Below are 17494 nucleotides of genomic sequence, written 5' to 3' on the forward strand. Positions count from 1 at the left end.
GCGAAGGAGCACCATGAACGACATCAACCGGCGCCCCGAGGGGCGGCTGGCCGGGCACACCGTCGCGATCCTCATGGAGTCCGACTACGTCGAGCCCGAGGTCGCCTACTACCACCGCCGCTTCGCCGAGGAGGGCGCCCGGGTCGAGTTCCTGACCCGGTTGTGGGGCCAGCCCTCGCTGACCTTCCACGGGCACGAGTACCAGCAGCCGTTCTCGGTGGACGGGGACCTGGAGGCGATCGACGACGAGCGGCTGGCGGGCATCGACGCGCTGATCGTGCCGTCCGGGATGGTCTCCGACCGGCTGCGCTACAGCGAGGACGTGCGCGAGCCGGCGCCCGCCGTACGGCTGCTGGAACGCGCGTTCGCCCGCCCGGACCTGCTGAAGGGCATCATCTGCCACGGCATGTGGCTGGTCGCGCCGATCCCCGAGACCGTCCGCGGCCGCCGGGTGACCTGCCACAACAACCTGGTCTCCGACATCGCCAACATGGGCGCCGCCTACACCGACCAGGACGTCGTGGTCGACCGGGACCTGGTCACCGCGCGCAGCGCCGACCACTGCCACCTGTTCGCCCGCATGATCATCGACCTGCTGGTGGCCAAGACGGAGCCGCGCGTCCTCGTGCCGCCGCCCCGCCAGGAGGCGACACCCGTCGCGCGGCGAGCACCGGAGGCACCCGTACCGCAGAACGTGGCCGAGCCACCGAGGAACGAGACACCGGCGAACGCCGAGGCACCGGCATCAGCCGAGGCACCCGCGCGGGCCGAGCGGGCCGAGCGGCCGTCGATCGCGGGTTACCGGCCCGACTTCGTCTTCTCCGACCTGGTGGCGGGGTATGTGACCGCGTTCGACGCCGGGCGCGGGCTCATCGACCTGCGCACCAGCGACGGGCGCCCGATGCTGGCCCGGCTCACGCCGACGACCTCGGCCGAGTTCCTGCGCAACCTCGGCGACCCGTACGTGGACGCGTCCGGCCACCTGCCCGAGCTGCTGACGCCGGGCCGGCACCTGTTCCTGCACGGGATCTACTACCCGGAGAACGGCGGCTACGTCTTCGAGGCCAAGCGCCTGACGTTCCTCGGCCGCGACACCGGCGAGTACAACTTCGAGGAGCCGGACTGGTGGATCCGGCAGATCCGCGAGCTCGGCCGGTTCTACCGGCGGGCCGAGTTCGGGTCCGGGCCGATCGAGTTCAGCGACTACCGCACCAACCTGCGGCTGTCGGGCGAGAAGGCCGGCGAGGGCGTCCAGGAGACCGACACGATCTCGCGGATGGTGTACGGGATGTCCTCGGCGTTCATGCTGACCGGCGAGGAGGACTTCCTCGAGGTCGCCGACCGGGGCGTGGAGTACCTGCGCGAGCACATGCGGTTCGTGGACCGCGACGAGGACGTCGTCTACTGGTACCACGGCGTCGACGTGCGCGACGGCACCGAGCACAAGCTGTTCACCTCCGAGTTCGGCGACGACTACGACGCCATCCCGATGTACGAGCAGATCTACGCGCTGGCCGGCCCGACGCAGCTGTACCGGCTGACCGGCGACCCGCGGATCCGCAGCGACATCGAGGGCACGCTCCGGCTGTTCCGCCGGTTCTTCTTCGATCCGGGGCAGGGCGGCTACTTCTCCCACATCGACCCGATCCTGCTGAGCCCGCACCACGAGTCGCTCGGCGCGAACCGTTCGCGCAAGAACTGGAACTCGGTCGGCGACCACGCTCCCGCGTACCTGTTCAACCTGTTCCTGGCGACCGGCGACGCCCAGCACGCGGCGATGCTGGAGGAGAACTTCGACCTCATCGTGCAGCACATGCCCGAGGACGAGAGCCCGTTCGTGCAGGAGCGCTTCCACGCCGACTGGGCGCCCGACCGCGCGTGGGGCTGGCAGCAGAACCGCGCGGTGGTCGGCCACAACCTCAAGATCGCCTGGAACCTGATCCGGATGATGGGGCTGCGGCCCAAGGACGAGTACCTGAAGCTGGCCCGCCACCTCGGCGAGACCATGCCGGGGTTCGGCGGCGACCGGCAGCGCGGCGGCTGGTACGACGTGATGGAACGCGCGCTGAGCGACGGCGAGCACCTGCACCGCTTCACCTGGCACGACCGCAAGGCCTGGTGGCAGCAGGAGCAGGCGATCCTGGCCTACCAGGTGCTGACGGGCGCGACGGGCGACGCCGGGTTCCGCAAGCAGGCCCGCGAGTCCGCGGCGTTCTACAACACCTTCTTCCTCGACCACGACGAGGGCGGCGTCTTCTTCAACGTGCTCGCCGACGGCACCCCCTACCTGCTCGGAACGGAACGTTTCAAGGGCAGCCACTCGATGAGCATGTGCCACGCCGCCGAGCTGTGCTTCCTGGCCGCGGTGTACCAGCGGCTGCTGCTCGACCAGGAGCCGCTCACGCTGTGGTTCCGGCCGCGCCCGGACGGGTTCTCCGACGGGGGCGAACGTGTCCTGCGGGTAGCGCCGGACGTGCTGCCGCCCGGTCGCGTCCGGCTGGACTGGGTGGAGATCGACGGCCGCCCGTACGCGGAGTTCGACGCCGCGTCCCTGTCGGTCCGGCTGCCCGACTCCGCGTCGCCCGTGACCGTGCGCGCGCACCTCGCACCGACCGACCCGACCGACGACTAGCGACCGGCGCGACGACCGGCGACCGGCACGACGACCAGGCGCTCCGCGGAACCACGCAGAACTACGGGGAAGAAGGCAGGCCATCATGCAACTCGAGAAGTACATGCGAGGCGAGGTCACCGTCATCGTCCTGGACGGCAGCCTGGACAGCGGCACCGCGCCGGCCGTCCAGGAGGACCTCAGGGAGCTGATCCCCGAGCGCGGCCGGGTGCTGCTGGACCTCAGCCGCATGTCGTACATGTCCAGCGCGGGCCTGCGGGTGCTGCTGCTGACCTACCGGCAGGCACGGGGGAACGGGGCGCGGGTGGCGCTGGCGGGGATACCGCCCGAGGTGCACTCGGTCATGGCGGCCACCGGCTTCCTGGACTTCTTCACGGTGACCGACGCCGTGGACGACGGCGTCGAGGCCCTCTCGGCATGACCGAGATGGCCGAGACGGCCGAGACGATGGTGATGCCCGAGCGGATCGACGCCTATCCGACGCACCGGATCGGGGGGTTCGCGGTCGGCGCGGGCCGCACGCTCCCCTTCGGGGCGACCAGGGTGCCTCGCGGGATCAACTTCTCGGTGTTCTCCAACCACGCGGCGTCCCTGGTCCTGGTGCTGTTCCAGCGGGGGGCGGACCGGCCGATGGCCGAGATCCCGATCCCGCCGGAGTTCCGCATCGGCGGGGTGCACGCGATGACGGTCTTCGGGCTGGACCCCGAGACGATCGAGTACTGCTACCGGGCCGACGGGCCGTACGAGCCGGGGCGCGGCCACCGGTTCGAGCCCGACCGGCTGCTCATCGACCCGTACGCCAAGGCACTGAGCGGCCGCGAGGCGTGGGGCAGGCCGGACCGCCGCCCGTTCCGCGGGCGCGTCCTCGACGAGGACTTCGACTGGGAGGAGGACCGGCCGCTCGGCCTGGCCCCCGAGGACCTGGTGATCTACGAGCTGCACGTGCGCGGGTTCACCCGGCATCCCTCCGCCGGGGTCACCGCGCCCGGCACCTACGCCGGCCTCGTGCAGAAGATCCCCTACCTGCGCGAGCTCGGCGTCAACTGCGTCGAGCTCCTGCCGGTGTTCGAGTTCGACGAGCTGGACAACCCGCACTCCGATCCGGCGGGCGGGCGGCGCCTCTACAACTACTGGGGCTACAACACCGTCGGGTTCTTCGCCCCCAAGGCGGGCTACGCGGCCTCCGGCTCGCACGGGATGGAGGCCGACGAGTTCAAGAACCTGGTGAAGCAGCTCCACCGGGCGGGCATCGAGGTCATCCTCGACGTCGTCTTCAACCACACGGCCGAGGGCGACGAGCGCGGCCCCACCCTGTCCTTCCGCGGCCTGGACAACAGGACGTACTACATGCTCACGCGGGACGGCCACTACTACAACTTCAGCGGCACCGGTAACACCTTCAACTGCAACCACCCCGTCGTGCGCGCGTTCGTCCTGGACTGCCTGCGCTACTGGGCGGCGGAGTTCCACATCGACGGTTTCCGCTTCGACCTGGCCTCGATCCTCGGCCGGGCCCCCGACGGCACGCCGCTGAACAACCCACCGCTGATCGAGTCCCTGGCGCTCGACCCGGTCCTGCGCGACTGCAAGCTCATCGCCGAAGCCTGGGACGCCGCCGGACTGTGGCAGGTCGGCAGCTTCTCCAGCCACCGCCGCTGGTCGGAGTGGAACGGTCGATACCGCGACACGCTGCGGCGCTTCATCAAGGGCGACCCGGGCATGGCCGGCGAGCTGGCCGCCTGCCTGGTCGGCTCCCCCGACCTGTACGGCGCGCGCGGCCCCGCCGCCTCGGTCAACTTCGTCACCGCGCACGACGGCTTCACCCTCCACGACCTGGTCGCCTACGACCGCAAGCACAACGAGGCCAACGGCGAGGGCGGGCGGGACGGCGACAACGCCAACAACTCGTGGAACCACGGTCACGAGGGCCCCACCGACGACCCCGAGATCACCGCGCTGCGCGACCGCCAGGTCCGCAACGCCGTCCTGCTCCTGCTGCTGAGCCACGGGATCCCGATGCTGGTCGCCGGCGACGAGGCGGGCCGCACCCAGCACGGCAACAACAACGCCTACTGCCACGACGAGCCGCTGTCCTGGTTCGACTGGACGCTCGCCGAGGACAACGCCGACCTGATCCGCTTCGTCCGGCACGCCATCGCGTTCCGCATGGCCCACCGCTGCGTGCGCCGCCGCCTCGACGACGAGCCGCGCCGTCCGGCCGGCGACTCGCGCCGCGCCCCCGACGACTCGCGCCGCGCCGATGACGACTCGCGCCGCCCGTTCCCCTGGGTGAGCTGGCACGGCGTCCGGGCGTGGGAACCCGACTGGGCGCCGCACAACCGCCTGCTGGCGATGATGCTGTGCGCGAACGAGGAGGCCGACTGCGTCTACCTGGCCGCCAACGCCTACTGGGAGAGCCAGGACCTGGAGCTCCCGGCGCTGCCGGGCGACCTGGCCTGGCACCTGTTCGCGGACACGGCCGCCGCACCACCGCAAGACATCCATGAGCCCGGCCACGAGCCGCCGCTCCCCGACGGCGCCCGCGTGCGGATCGGACCGCGCAGCGTGCTGGCCCTGGTGGCCCGCCCTTCGAACGGCAAGGTGAGTAGCACATGAATCTCAAGGCGAACATGACCATCGACGACGGCGTCGCGACCATCCGGCTGGTGGGCGAGCTCGACCGCAACTCGGCGCCGCGGCTGAACGACCTCATCATCGAGGCCGCCGACCACACCGTGGAGCGGCTCGTGCTGCTCATGGCCGAATGCACCTACATGTCCTCCGCGGGCCTGCGCTGCCTGGTCTTCGCGCACCAGAAGCTGCCCCACGGGGTGGAGATCCTGCTGATCGGCACCCGGCCCGAGGTGGCCGAGACGATCCGGCTGACGGGCTTTGACCGCAGCATCGTCATGCAGGAGACCGTGGAGGGATAGATGATCACCTGCCGCCTCCGGCTCGACTGCGGGGGCATGGTCTCCGACGTGGTGGCCGAGCTGGCCCGTTCGCTCGCCGAACAGGGCGGCCTCACACCGTCGCAGGCCTACGGCCTGCGCCTCGCGCTCGACGAGATCACCACCAACATCGCCCAGCACGGTTACGCCGGAGCCGGCGGGATCGTGGACCTGCTGGCCGGGGTGGAGCCGGGCGAGGTCTGGGTGCGCGTCGAGGACGACGCGCCGCCCTTCGACCCTCGCGACCACGACCCGGCACCCCGGCTCGCCGCCCATCCGCACCTGCGCCCGGAAGGGGGATACGGCCTCTTCCTGGCGCTCGACAAACTCGACGATTTCGCCTACGACCACGTCGGCGGCCGCAACCGCAACACCCTGATCATGCACCGCCCCGTGGCCGACCAGGAAGCAGGCTGACGATGACCGGAACGAACGCCCTGATCATCGCCGACCCGAGCGCCACCGCCGACGAACTCGCAGCGACCCTGCGCGGCGACGGCTTCGAGGTGCGGCACGGCACGGCGGCCGACGTCCCCGAGCTGGCCCAGGGGTCCGCACTCCCCGACATGCTGCTGGCCTCCGCCGCGCTCGGTCCGCAGGGGCTGACCCGGGTCAGCGAGTGGTTCACCGGCGACGGCCGAACGCCGAGCGTGGTCGTCTTCCCCGAGGACGACCTCGCCGCGCTGGAGACCTGCGTCCGGGCCGGCTTCGACTACGTCACTCCCCCGTTCCGGCCCAGCCTGCTGCGCAACCGGATGGCCTCGTGCTGGGAGCGCGGGCAGCTCACCACGGCCGTCGAGGACATGGCGACCTCGGCGAGCCTGCGCGAGTACGAGCGCGAGCTGAGCATCGCCCACGACATCCAGGCCGGGTTCTTCCCCGAGGAGCTGCCCACCCCGGCCGGCTGGGAGGTGGCGGCCAGGTTCCAGCCCGCCAAGCAGGTCGGCGGTGACTTCTACGACGTCTTCGAGCTGGTGAACGGGCGCCGCCTGGGCCTGGTCATGGCCGACGTGTGCGACAAGGGGATCGGCGCCGCGCTGTTCATGGCGCTGATCCGCACCCTCATCCGGCACACCGCCGAGCACACCGGCTCGCTGCACACCGCCGAGCAGGTCACGGTGGCCGCGGGCCCGGCGGGTCTGGAGACGGCGGTCCCGCCGCTCCTGTCGGTCGGCGCGGGCCCCCTCGTTCAGGCGGTCACCGGCACCAACCGTTACATGGCCCGCAACCATCTGCGGCAGGGCTACTTCGCCACGCTCTTCTTCGGTGTCCTCGACCCGGGCTCGGGCGCCATGATCTACATCAACAGCGGCCACAACCCGCCGGTGCTGGCCCGCCGCGACGGCGAGCACACGCTCCTGTACCCCACCGGCCCGGCGGTCGGCATGATGCCGAACAGCACGTTCTCCCTCGGCCATGCCACCCTCGGGCCCGGCGACAGCCTGTTCATCTACACCGACGGCGTCAGCGAGGCCCGTGCGGTCGACGGCGAGCGCTTCGGCAACGAGCGCCTGCTGAACGTCGTCAACGCGCCCGAACGCGGGGCTCACGCGATGCTCGACGCGATGGACGCGTCCGTCCGCTCCCATGTCGGCGCCGCCGAGCAGTTCGACGACATCACCATGCTCGCCGTGCACCGGACGCCGTAGAGGGGCCCCTGGCGGCCTACTCCGTGTCGGGCGGGTCCAGGGCGTAGGGGTTCCTGCGTGCGTCCGGGACCGCGCCGCGCCACCACGCCTCGAACTCCTCGGGGGTCAGCGCGGCCCAGTCGGGTGTCTCCAGCACCCGGTCACGGCCGAGCCGACGCCCCAGGTCGGTGAGGGCGTTCCCCGCGGTCCGGCGCTCGGCGTCGTAGGCCGCGAGGGCGTCCTCCCAGGTGTCGTACGTGCGGCACGCGGCCTCCAGCGCCATCGCGTCCTGCAGCGCCTTCACCGCACCGGCCCCGGTGTGGGGCCGGGCGAGCGCCCCGGCGTCACCGGCCAGCAGCGCCCGGCCCGAGGCGTACGCGGCGACCTTGACGTCATAGATCAGCTGGATGGACAGGTCGCCGCGCGGGGTGCGGCGGATCACCTCGGCCCAGTACGGCGGGAACGACTCGAGCAGGCTTTCGAGGTCGGCGACCATGGCGTCGTCCACCCGCCCGCGCGGCATCGACCCGGGCTTCTCGGCGCGCAGCCCGGACGGGGCCGGGCCGTACACCGCCCAGTTCATCCGGTTCCCGCCGCCCTCCAGGCCGGGAATCAGGTAGAAGCCGCCGTGCCCGCTGGGAAAGCCGACCATCACCCCGCCGCCCGTGAGCAGCGACGGGCGCGGATCCGGAAGGAGATCCTCGGGGTAGTCGCCCCTCCACAGGATGTATCCCGCGTCGACCAGGCCCGCCTCGGCGTCGACCTTGCCGCGCAGCATCGAACGGTAGCCGTCCGCGCCGACGACCACGTCGAAGCGTTCCCGGCGGCCCTCGACCTCGATGACCGCGTCCTCACCGGCCGCGTTCGCGTCCACGACCGGGGTGCCCAGGTGGTAGATCTCGTCGGGAACGCGCCGTCGCAGCTCCCGCCACAGGACACCCCAGTTCGTGTAGTACGCCGAGAAGGGCTGAACGCCGATCACCCTGCCGGTCGGGTCCTCACCGTCTCGCACCGTGAAGACCAGTCTCCGGCAGGGCAGGACGGGCATCGCCGCGTCGATGTAGCCTACGGCGATGGCCTCGTCCCGCAGGGACGCCGGCATCGCGATGCCGGCGCCTCTGGCCCGCAGGCCCGAACCGCTCCGTTCGTACACCTCGGGCATGCACCCCGCCCGGCGCAACGCGACGGCGGCCGCGCAGCCGGCGATGCTTCCGCCGACCACCGCGGCCCGCCGCTGGTCTCGCATCATCAGTGACGGCCGCCGGCCATCGCGACCTCTCCCTGCATCCGGCTCTCTATCCGTTGCGTGAGCTCGGCCAGGGAGGCGGCGCCGAGCAGTTCGCGCGCCGGCACCAGGATGTCGAGGTCACGCTCCAGCCGCTTGCGGAGCCGCAGCGCGAGCAGTGAGTCCAGCCCGTGCACGGTGAGCGGGACGTCGGGCTCCAGATCGCCGGGTGCGACGCCGAGGATCTCGGCCGCCTGGTCGCGCAGGAGACCCGCCAGATCGTCGGCGACCTGGACCTGGATCGGTTCGGCGTCCGCGGCACGTTCCACGAGCTGCAGACCGTGGTCCGGCTCCTCCGGTGGTGTCACCCAGAACCTCTCGCGCTGCCATGGATAGTGCGGGAGGTCGACGAAGCCGCCGCCCTCGTTCACCCGATCCCATCGTGGCGCGCACCCGTGCACGTACGCCAGACCCAGACCGGTCAGCATCGACCGCGTCTCCGGCTCGCCGCGGCTCAACGACCCGATGGCCGCGACCTCCGTCCCGCACGACTCGGCGATGTCCTCGATCGCCCACAGCAGCGTGGGATGCGGGCTGATCTCGATGAAGACCGTGTCCCGGCCGTCCTCGATCAGCGCGCGGGCCGCCGAGGCGAACCGCACCGGCAGCCGCAGGTTCCGCATCCAGTACTCGGCCCCGAGCTCGGTGCCGTCGGCGACGCGGTCGAGCGTGGTCGAATGCAGCGAGACCCGGCCGGGTGCGGGGCGCAGCCCGTCGAGCGCGTCGAGCAGGGCCGGCCGCAGCGGTTCGACCTGCGGGGCGTGCGAGGCGTAGTCCACCCGTACCTGCCGGCAGTACACCCCCTGGGCCCGCAGCTCCTCGACCACGGCGGTGAGCGCGTGCCGATCACCGGAGAGCACGGTCGAGGAGGCGCTGTTGATCACGCCGACGCAGACCTTGTCGCCGCGCGCCCCGATCGCCCGCCGCGCGGCGTCCGGGCCGAGCTGCACGGCCCACATCGCGCCGCCGACGCCCGTCCCGTTCAGCAGCGCGCTCCGGCGGCAGATCACCGACGCCGCCTGGCGAACGGTGAGCGCCCCGCAGACGGTCGCCGCGGCGACCTCGCCCATGCTGTGCCCGAGGACCAGGTCGGGCTCGATCCCCCAGTGCCGCCACTGGGCCGCGAGCGCGACCTGGACGGCCCACAGAACGGGCTGGACCTCGTCCACCCGCTCCAGGGGCTCGTCGCCGAGCAGCCTCTCGATCACCGACCAGCCGAACTCCTCGCGCACCGCGCGATCGCACTCGGCCATCCGGCTCGCGAACGCCGGAGACTCCTCCAGCAGCTCCCGGGCCATGCCCGTCCACTGCGCCCCCTGACCGGGGAACACGAAGACGACCCTGGGCCGCCCGGCCCCCGCGTTGCGGTGCCGCCGCAGCACGCCGTCGCCGGGCGTCCCGGCCGCGACCGACCTCAGCGCCCCGGCGAGCTCGCGCCCGCCGGAGGCCACCACGGCCACCCGGTGCTCGTGATGGGTCCGGCGGGCCCCGGCGCTGAAGCAGACGTTCAGCGGATCGCCCGCCTCACCGCCGGTGTCGAGCAGGTCCGCGTAGCGCCCGGCCAGCGTGTCGAGCGCGCCGGCCTGGCGGGCCGACAGGGGAAGCAGATGGTCGGAACGCCGGCGCGTTCCGAGGGGAGCTGAGGCGGGAGCGGTGCGCGGAACCGGGACCGGCGCGACGCGGGCGCGCAGCGGAACGGGAACCGGAACGCGGGCGGGAGCAGGGAGCCGTGGTGCCTCGGTGAGCACGGCATGGGCGTTCACCCCGGAGAGGCCGAAGGAGTTCACGCCGACGATCATCGGCTTGGGGTCCCGTTCGTCCTCCTCCCAGCGCGTGGCGCGGGTGGCGAGCTCCAGCGGGCTGCCGGGCGCGTCGAACGCCGCGTGCTGCTCCTGCACGTGCAGGGTCGGCGGGATCGTGCGATTGCGGAGCACCAGCGCGGCCTTCAGCAGGCCCACCAGCCCCGCGGTGATCTCCGAGTGCCCCACGTTCGACTTGACCGAGCCGACCCGGCAGCGGCGGCGGCCGGGCTCGCGTCCCGTCCCGAGGACGCGGCTCAGCGCGGTCAGCTCGACCTTGTCGCCGGCCGGGGTGCCCGGCCCGTGGGCCTCCAGGTAGTCGACCTCGGCGGGCGACACCCCCGCGTCCCGGTAGGCGCCGCGCAGCATCGCCTCCTGGCCCTCAAGGCCCGGCATCTGCCACGTTCCCCCGCTCTTGCCGTCGCTGGTCGTGGCGCTGCCGAGGATCGTCGCGTAGATCTTGTCCCCGTCGGCGACCGCCCGCGAGACCGGCTTGAGGATCACGCTGACGACCGCCTCGCTGCGCACGTAGCCGTCGGCTGAGGTGTCGCCGAACCTGCACTTCCCCGTCGGCGACAGCATCCCCGCCTCGGACAGGCTGAGGTAGAGGTCGGGCGTGAGCAGCAGGTTGGACGAGGTGACGATCGCCATGTCCGCGTCGCCCGACCACAGTCCCTGGCAGGCGAGATGGACCGCGAGCAACGATGTCGCGCAGGTCGCCTCGATGCCGATGGCCGGCCCCCGCAGGTCCAGGTGATAGCCGATGCGCCCGGCCCCGGCGCCGCCGCTGTTGGACGCCGCGATGGCGTGCAGGTCGTACTGGCCGTTGCGGCGCAGCAGATCCCAGTACGTGCCCGCCGAACAGCCCGCGTAGACCGAGGTGCGGCTGCCCGCCAGGCCCTCGGCCGTCTGACCGGCGTCCTCCAGCGCCTCCCAGGTGCTCTCCAGCAGGAGCCGCTGCTGCACATCGATCAGTGCCGCCTCGCTCCGGGAGATGCCGAAGAACGCGGGGTCGAACTTGTCGACCTCGCCGATGAATCCCCCCGATCGGGTGACAATGCGTCCCGCGGTGCGCGGGACAGGGTCGTACCAGTGGTCGATGTCGAACCGTTCCCGCGGTATCTCGCCAATGGCGTCACGGCCCTCGGCGAGCAGTTCCCAGAACGCGTCGACATCGGGCGCCCCCGGCAGCCGGCAGGCCGCCCCGATAATGGCCACCGGATCCCGTTCCACTCGCGAGCTCATGTCCGAGCCCCTCTCGCAACCCACATTTCCATGAGGGTCACCCCGCTTCCACGAAGTGGCAGAGATTATCTCCGCCGCTCACTGCAGAGTGAACATTCTCCGGTCGAGGAGGGTCAATCGCAATTTAACGAAACCCGGACCTACGCACTCTTCGGTGCATCGGATTCATTTACGGGCAGGTGGAAAACGACTCCGGACGGGGTGAATTCGGGAGAGGTCATAGGAACGATGAGCATGACGCGGACGCCGAGCTCGGGATGGCGCAGCCGCCGAATCTTGCTGCGGTGTTCCTGAACGTTCTGATCCGACCACCAGGTCGCGAACTCAGGGCTGATGCCGGACAGTTTCTCTATTCGCTCGCGAAAACCGGCGTCCAGCGGCCACTTGGCGGCTTCCGCCCGCCACCTGGCGACCGCGTCGCGGGTGTCGCTCTCCCAGTCCACCAGGCGCTCGCGCGCCGCGGGAGCGGTCAGCATCCAGCGCAGGATGTTGCGCTCCCCGGGCCGGAGCGCGTCCCAGTCGTCGTACCACTCGAGGGCCTGCCGGTTCCACGCGATGAGGTCCCCGTAACGGTCGGCGGCGTACACCGGGTAGGGCGAGGGCTCGGTCGTGGCGACGATCCGGCGCAGCAGGTCCCCTGCCGAGGCCTCGGGCTCCAGCGCCTGCGCGCTGATCGCCTCGCCGTGGACCAGGGCGTGCAGGTAGCGGCGCTCGTCCTCCGACAGGCGCAGCACCTGGGCGAGGCTGTCGAGCACCTGTGGGGACGGCTGGATCTTCCGCCCCTGTTCGAGGTAGGTGTACCAGGTCGGGCTGAGCCCGGCGAGCACGGCCACCTCCTCGCGGCGCAGCCCGGCCGACCTGCGCCGCGGCCCGACGGGCAGGCCGAGGTCGCGCGGATCGATGCGCGACCTTCGGCTGCGCAGGAATTCCGCGAGTTCCCGCCGTCTTTGGGCATCGCCCGGCACGGGGCCTCCCCCTGACCAATCTGCGGCGCGATCGCCCACCGCGATGCTCCCACTCTCCCACGAGATCACGGCGCGCTACATGCGCCAACCATTCTGACCACAATTGGTAGTCGAAGACTATCGCTAGAAAAACCCTGAGCATTGGCCCCCTCAACCACAACAAATAACGGCGGCTTCCCCGGATCACTCGGCCCTCGCCATCTCGGGTGCGGGCGCCGGCGCTTCGCGGCGGCGGCTCGGACCCGAGAGCGCGACCGCGACCTCCCAGGCCGCGGAGTGCTCACCTCCGTGAAAGCCGGTGGTGGCCGTTGTCGCCTCGCTCGTCCTGCCCGCCATCAGCAGCGCGTCGATCAGCCGCGCGGTGAGATAGGGCGGCATCCACGGCACCGAATCGCGGAGTCTGTCGGTGGTGGCGAGCGCACGCCGGTAATGGAAGACCGCCTCGCCGTAGCGGTGTTCGGCGAAAGCGAGCGCCGCCCTGGTCCCGTGCACGAACAACGCCGCTTCCCGGTCTCCGTCCCGCAATCCGACGCGCTGCAGGACCTCGGCCGCGGCGCCTGTCCGTTCGGTGGCGGCACCGGTCCGTTCGGTGGCAGTGCCAGTTCGTTCGGTGGAGGCGAGGATCCAGGCGCGATAAGCCAGAAGGCGGCTCATCGGGCATCCGGGGCCGCGCGTCGCCGCCGTCCGCAGGAAGGCGGCCGCCGCGTCCGGCCGTCCCAGCCCGAACGCCAGGCTCATCGCCTTGGCGAGCGCCAGCTCCGACGAGCCCTCGATGCGCCCCGGCCGCAGCGAGTCCAGGAACGCCAGCCCCCGATCGGCACGCCCGCGCAGCAGGAGCAGGTTCGCCCACACGCCGGCGAGCGGCTCGCCCACGCCGTGCCACATGGCCAGCTTGCAGAGCTCACCGGCACGGTCCAAGGCCAGGTCCCGCCACGCCGCGCGGGCGGCCGCGACCATCCGCCGCGGATCGCCCGCCGTCATGACCGTGCCGACGGCGAGCGGCTCGGCGAGGCGGCGGGTCCCCTCGATCCGCACCATCCGTTCGCCGAGCCGGTCCCCCACCACCAGATCGTGCAACGACCGCGGGTTACCGCCCGTCAGCGCCTGCAGCGCCTGCGCGGTGGCCGGGCTCAGCCGCCCGCCGACCGCCTCGGCCGTCACCGCGGCGACCTCGTCCAGGCTGAGCGGCTCCAGCCGAACGGTCTTGACTCCGCGTTCGTAGCGCAGCAGTTCGGTCGGGTCCGGCCCGGCGGCCGGCCCGGTCATCTCGGCTCTCGTGACGAGAAGGAACGCCGCTCCGCTCCGGCTGAGAAGACGCAGCGTCAGCAGGCTCGCGTGATCGGCCAGATGAGCGTCGTCCACCATCACGACCGCGCGGCGGCCACCCGCCCACGCCGTCATCGCCGCCACCGCGATGCCGACCAGATCGTCGAACTGGCCGTGGCACGGGAAGTCGTCCGGCAGCCAGGGCCGCAGCGCCGAGAAGTGGTCGGGGCCCGCGGGCTTCACCCACAGCGCCGCGTCCTTCTCGCCGTCCACCTGCTCGCACACCCGGCGCAGCAGCGACGTCCGCCCGGCGCCCGGACCGCCCGTGATGATCACGGGCCCGGGCGCGCCGCCGGCCAGCAGCCGGCGAATGGCGTCCAGCCGGTCACCGCACCCCACCAGGCCCCAAACCATTCCCTGCCACCTCGCTTCTCGAATCGCCATTGATCCGTTAACCATCGGCGGCGGCCGCTGGGCGGGTCAATCCAGAGTTGACGGAATGTTCTGCATGTTCGAAGGATCCACTCGAATATGCGACTCGACGAAATGCCTGGGAAACCCCGCCACCCGCATGATGACCACTCGAAATGACCACAGTCCGTACCGGGGGTGCGACAGACGGCGAATATGCGATCGATGTTCCAACACCTCGTGATTTCGCCACCACGCAGCGAATTCCGGACTAAGGTTGTGGAATTCATTGACACGCATTTGCAAAGCCGGGTCACCGGGCCACAGCACCGACTGGACCCGCCACCGCGCGGCCACCTCGCGGGCGGTCCGCTCCCAGTCCACGAGCCGTTCCCGAGCCTCGGGCGCGGTCAGCATCCAGCGCAGCAGGTTGCGCTCGGAGACCGGCAGCTTCCCGAAGTCGGCGTACCACTCGGTCGCCGCCCGGTTCCAGGCCAGCAGGTCACCGCGGTGATCGGTGGCGTAGCTCGGGTAAAGGTAAGCCGAGCCGCGCTCCACCAACTGGCGTAACACCGCTTCCGCCGCCGGGGCGTCATCGGGCCGCCGAGGCCACTCGTCATCCCCGTTCGCCAGCCGGTGGAGATAGCGCCGTTCGTCCTCAGAGAGCCGCAGCACCTGCGCGAGGCTCTCCAGCACCTGCGGTGACGGCTGTATCTTGCGCCCCTGTTCGAGATAGGCGTACCAGGTCGGACCGAGCCCGGCGAGCATCGCGACCTCCTCCCGCCGCAGTCCGGGAGTGCGCCGGCGCGAGCCGACGGGCAGCCCGAACGTGCGCGGATCGATCCGCTCCCTGCGACTTCTGAGAAATCTCGCGAGCTCCAGCCTGCTCCAGGAATCGTTCGGCACGCGGTACCTCGGCCATAGGTTGACGTGTCATCTGACAACGATCACCCCCGCCTCATGATCATCACTTCTCTGTTCCGGCGGAAGCGTCTGGCCACAATCGGCGAAAACGCACCCGGAACCCAGTGCTGGCATTCGGAGTACCAGCACAAGCGCGTTCTGTTCACCGGCGGTCGGAACCCGGATGCTCGGTGACCAGGAGCTGAGGGGAGGCGAATCGTGCTCTGGCACTGGATCTTCGCGGTCATCGGGGTCGCCGTCGTCGTGACCACCTGGCTCAGCGTGCTGCGCACCGTCTTCACGCCGAGGTTCAGGAGCTCGCTGGTGGCGCGCAAGGGCCTGGCGCTCACCTCGCTCGTCTTCCTGACGGTGGCCCGGGGGTTCTCCGGGCCGAGGCGTGAACGGCTGCTCGACCTGTGCGCCCCGGTGACGCTCTTCCTGATGGCGGCGTTCTGGCTCGCCTCGGCGGAGGCCGGGTTCGTGATCCTGGACCGCGCGACGGGCTCCTCCGCCCCGGTGGAAGGCCTGGCATGGGGCTCGGTCGCGCTGATGCTGACCGCGTTCACCTGCCACCTGGTGCGCTTCACCGACGCCTACAGCCGGCGCGAGCGCATGGTCGCCATGCTCGACGGCGAGGTGGCCAAGCCCAGCGACGCCGAGGAAGTGCTCGCCGCCAACCTGCGCACCGGCTCCCGCGGGCAGCTGAACGACAGCTTCGCCGAGTGGGCGGGCTGGATCTCCGACATCCGCTGCACGCACATCGGCTACCCGGCCCTGATCTACATGCGCAAGACCAGCAAGCTGTCGTGGATCAGGGCGGCGGTCATCGCGCTCGACGCCGCGGCGCTCACCCTGGCGCTGGCGCCCGACTGGGCACCGCCGCAGACCAGGGCGTTCCTCAACACCGGCATCCGCTGCATGCGCGAGCTGTGCCGCGAACTCGGCGTCGTCCCGCTGCGCGCCGTCGCCAGCCTCCAGGGACGCGAGGAGATCGGGTTCGACGAGACCGTACGGCTCGCGCAGGACGCCGGGCTCCCCACCCAGGCAGGCGACAGGGAGGCCTGGGAGGCGTTCCAGCAGTTCCGTGCCCAGTACGCCCCGCATGCGACGTGGCTTGCGGAGCGGTTGCTCTACGAGAACCACTACCCCGCATTTCTGGACGACGAGGTCGAGAACACCGTCACGGAAGGTCCGCCGACTTGGAGACTTAGATGACCATTTACAGCCAGACAAGCTCGATCGACATGTCGCTCCACACCGACCTGTCGCGGTTCTGCCAGGACCTGTTCTGCACCTTTGCCCGCTCCGACCAGCGACGCTGGGGCGAGGTGTACGTACGGGGCCTGACCGACGTACGAGGTCGCAAGTCGGTGCGCCGCATTTCCGAGCACGTGCTCGGCGAGCGCGCCGACCAGAACCTCCAGCAGTTCGTGAACCAGAGCCCGTGGGAGTGGGGGCCCGTCCGGAGCCGGCTCGCCCAGCATGTGTCCGCGATGTTGCGGCCGCGTCTGTGGGTGGCCAAGGAGGTCATCTTTCCCAAGAACGGGGCCAGTTCGGTCGGGGTGGCCAAGCAGTACGTGGACACCTGGGGCCGGACGCTCAACTGCCAGGTGGGCCTCGCCCTCTTCGTCGCCGGCGACCTCGGCAGCTGCCCGGTGAACTGGAAGCTGCAGCTGCCCAGGTCGTGGAACGACGACCTGGAACGGCGCAAACGCACGCACCTGCCCGACGAGGAACGGCACCGGCCGCGCTGGTCGCACCTGCTCGACGCCGTCGACGAGATGGCGCTCGACTGGGACCTCACGCCGCCGCCGATCCTGGTCGACGCGCGGCACGAGCGGAACACCGAGCCGCTGCTCGCGGGGCTGGAGGAGCGCGGCCTGCACTACCTGGTCAGGGTCAAGGACGGCACGCCCCTGGTCGCCCGGCGCGGCGGGCCCGCGCTGGCCTGGCACAAGGGCCGTGCCGAGATGCCGGGCCGGGCCCGGTTCGTGCTGGCGCCGCTGGCCCCGGCGCGCACCCCGGTGAACCGGCCCCCGCGGCCGCATCCGGGACCGCGACGCGTGCTCGCCGAATGGCCGAGCTCGCAACCGAGCCCCACCGACCTGTGGCTCACCAACCTGAACCCATCGCGACTGCAGAGCCTGACCGATCTGATCAGGCTCAGCCGGCGGACGAGCACCGACCTCACGGTCATGAAGGAAGAGCTCGGTCTGCAGCACTTCGAGGGCCGGTCGTTCCGCGGCTGGCACCACCACGTGACGCTCGTGTCCGTGGCCCACGGCCACCGGCTCCTGCAAGGGCTCGCCGAAGACGCCCTCGCGGAACGGCGACGGCCGCGCTCCGCCTGAGAACCGGGCCGGTTCGCGCATTTCGATGGAACGCTCCGCACGAGGAAGAGTCGCCATG

Annotated in this window: 13 protein-coding genes; 8 read left to right on the forward strand and 5 right to left on the reverse strand. The window is 71.1% G+C overall.

Going from position 1 to position 17494, the window contains the following annotated elements; genetic code table 11:
- Window positions 1–13 precede the first annotated feature (13 nt).
- The 6 genes from J4573_RS16780 to J4573_RS16805 all read left to right on the forward strand — a co-directional run bounded on the left by J4573_RS16780 (window position 14) and on the right by J4573_RS16805 (window position 7232).
- Entirely contained in the window at window positions 14–2632 is a 2619-nt protein-coding gene (locus J4573_RS16780) for an AGE family epimerase/isomerase (RefSeq protein ID WP_208256421.1), read from the forward strand.
- A gap of 85 nt (window positions 2633–2717) precedes the next feature.
- Complete coding sequence (locus J4573_RS16785) at window positions 2718–3053, forward strand: STAS domain-containing protein (RefSeq protein ID WP_208256422.1); 336 nt, start codon at window positions 2718–2720, stop codon at window positions 3051–3053.
- Window positions 3050–5248: a glycogen debranching protein GlgX gene (gene glgX / locus J4573_RS16790; protein WP_208256423.1), complete on the forward strand. Its 2199-nt coding sequence runs from the start codon at window positions 3050–3052 to the stop codon at window positions 5246–5248. Before J4573_RS16785 ends, glgX begins: the two co-directional genes overlap by 4 nt.
- Entirely contained in the window at window positions 5245–5565 is a 321-nt protein-coding gene (locus tag J4573_RS16795; RefSeq protein WP_208256424.1) for an STAS domain-containing protein, read from the forward strand. The genes glgX and J4573_RS16795 overlap by 4 nt, the downstream gene beginning before the upstream one ends.
- The gene (locus tag J4573_RS16800) at window positions 5566–6000 is read left to right on the forward strand and encodes an ATP-binding protein (protein WP_208256425.1); all 435 of its coding nucleotides are present in this window, start codon (window positions 5566–5568) and stop codon (window positions 5998–6000) included.
- A gap of 2 nt (window positions 6001–6002) precedes the next feature.
- Entirely contained in the window at window positions 6003–7232 is a 1230-nt protein-coding gene (locus J4573_RS16805) for a PP2C family protein-serine/threonine phosphatase (RefSeq protein ID WP_208256426.1), read from the forward strand.
- Between the two features lie 16 nt (window positions 7233–7248).
- Here J4573_RS16805 and J4573_RS16810 read toward each other — a convergent pair whose 3' ends face one another.
- The 5 genes from J4573_RS16810 to J4573_RS16830 all read right to left on the reverse strand — a co-directional run bounded on the left by J4573_RS16810 (window position 7249) and on the right by J4573_RS16830 (window position 15088).
- A complete protein-coding gene (locus tag J4573_RS16810; RefSeq protein ID WP_208256427.1) occupies window positions 7249–8460 on the reverse strand; it encodes a Rossmann-fold NAD(P)-binding domain-containing protein in 1212 nt (403 codons plus the stop codon).
- Window positions 8460–11540 carry a type I polyketide synthase gene (locus J4573_RS16815; RefSeq protein WP_208256428.1) on the reverse strand — a complete coding sequence of 1027 codons (3081 nt, stop codon included), beginning with the start codon at window positions 11538–11540 and terminating at the stop codon, window positions 8460–8462. The genes J4573_RS16810 and J4573_RS16815 overlap by 1 nt, the downstream gene beginning before the upstream one ends.
- Window positions 11541–11680: 140 nt before the next feature.
- Window positions 11681–12505 carry a helix-turn-helix transcriptional regulator gene (locus J4573_RS56105; protein ID WP_208256429.1) on the reverse strand — a complete coding sequence of 275 codons (825 nt, stop codon included), beginning with the start codon at window positions 12503–12505 and terminating at the stop codon, window positions 11681–11683.
- A 183-nt stretch (window positions 12506–12688) separates the two neighbouring features.
- The gene (locus J4573_RS16825; RefSeq protein ID WP_208256430.1) at window positions 12689–14185 is read right to left on the reverse strand and encodes an AAA family ATPase; all 1497 of its coding nucleotides are present in this window, start codon (window positions 14183–14185) and stop codon (window positions 12689–12691) included.
- A gap of 66 nt (window positions 14186–14251) precedes the next feature.
- A complete protein-coding gene (locus J4573_RS16830) occupies window positions 14252–15088 on the reverse strand; it encodes a helix-turn-helix transcriptional regulator (RefSeq protein ID WP_208256431.1) in 837 nt (278 codons plus the stop codon).
- Between the two features lie 216 nt (window positions 15089–15304).
- On the opposite strand from J4573_RS16830, the gene J4573_RS16835 reads away from it, so the two are divergent.
- The gene (locus J4573_RS16835; protein WP_208256432.1) at window positions 15305–16300 is read left to right on the forward strand and encodes a hypothetical protein; all 996 of its coding nucleotides are present in this window, start codon (window positions 15305–15307) and stop codon (window positions 16298–16300) included.
- Window positions 16297–17436 carry an IS701 family transposase gene (locus J4573_RS16840; protein ID WP_208256433.1) on the forward strand — a complete coding sequence of 380 codons (1140 nt, stop codon included), beginning with the start codon at window positions 16297–16299 and terminating at the stop codon, window positions 17434–17436. The genes J4573_RS16835 and J4573_RS16840 overlap by 4 nt, the downstream gene beginning before the upstream one ends.
- Window positions 17437–17494: the final 58 nt, after the last annotated feature.

This window comes from Actinomadura barringtoniae (assembly GCF_017573505.1).
GTDB lineage: Bacteria > Actinomycetota > Actinomycetes > Streptosporangiales > Streptosporangiaceae > Spirillospora > Spirillospora barringtoniae.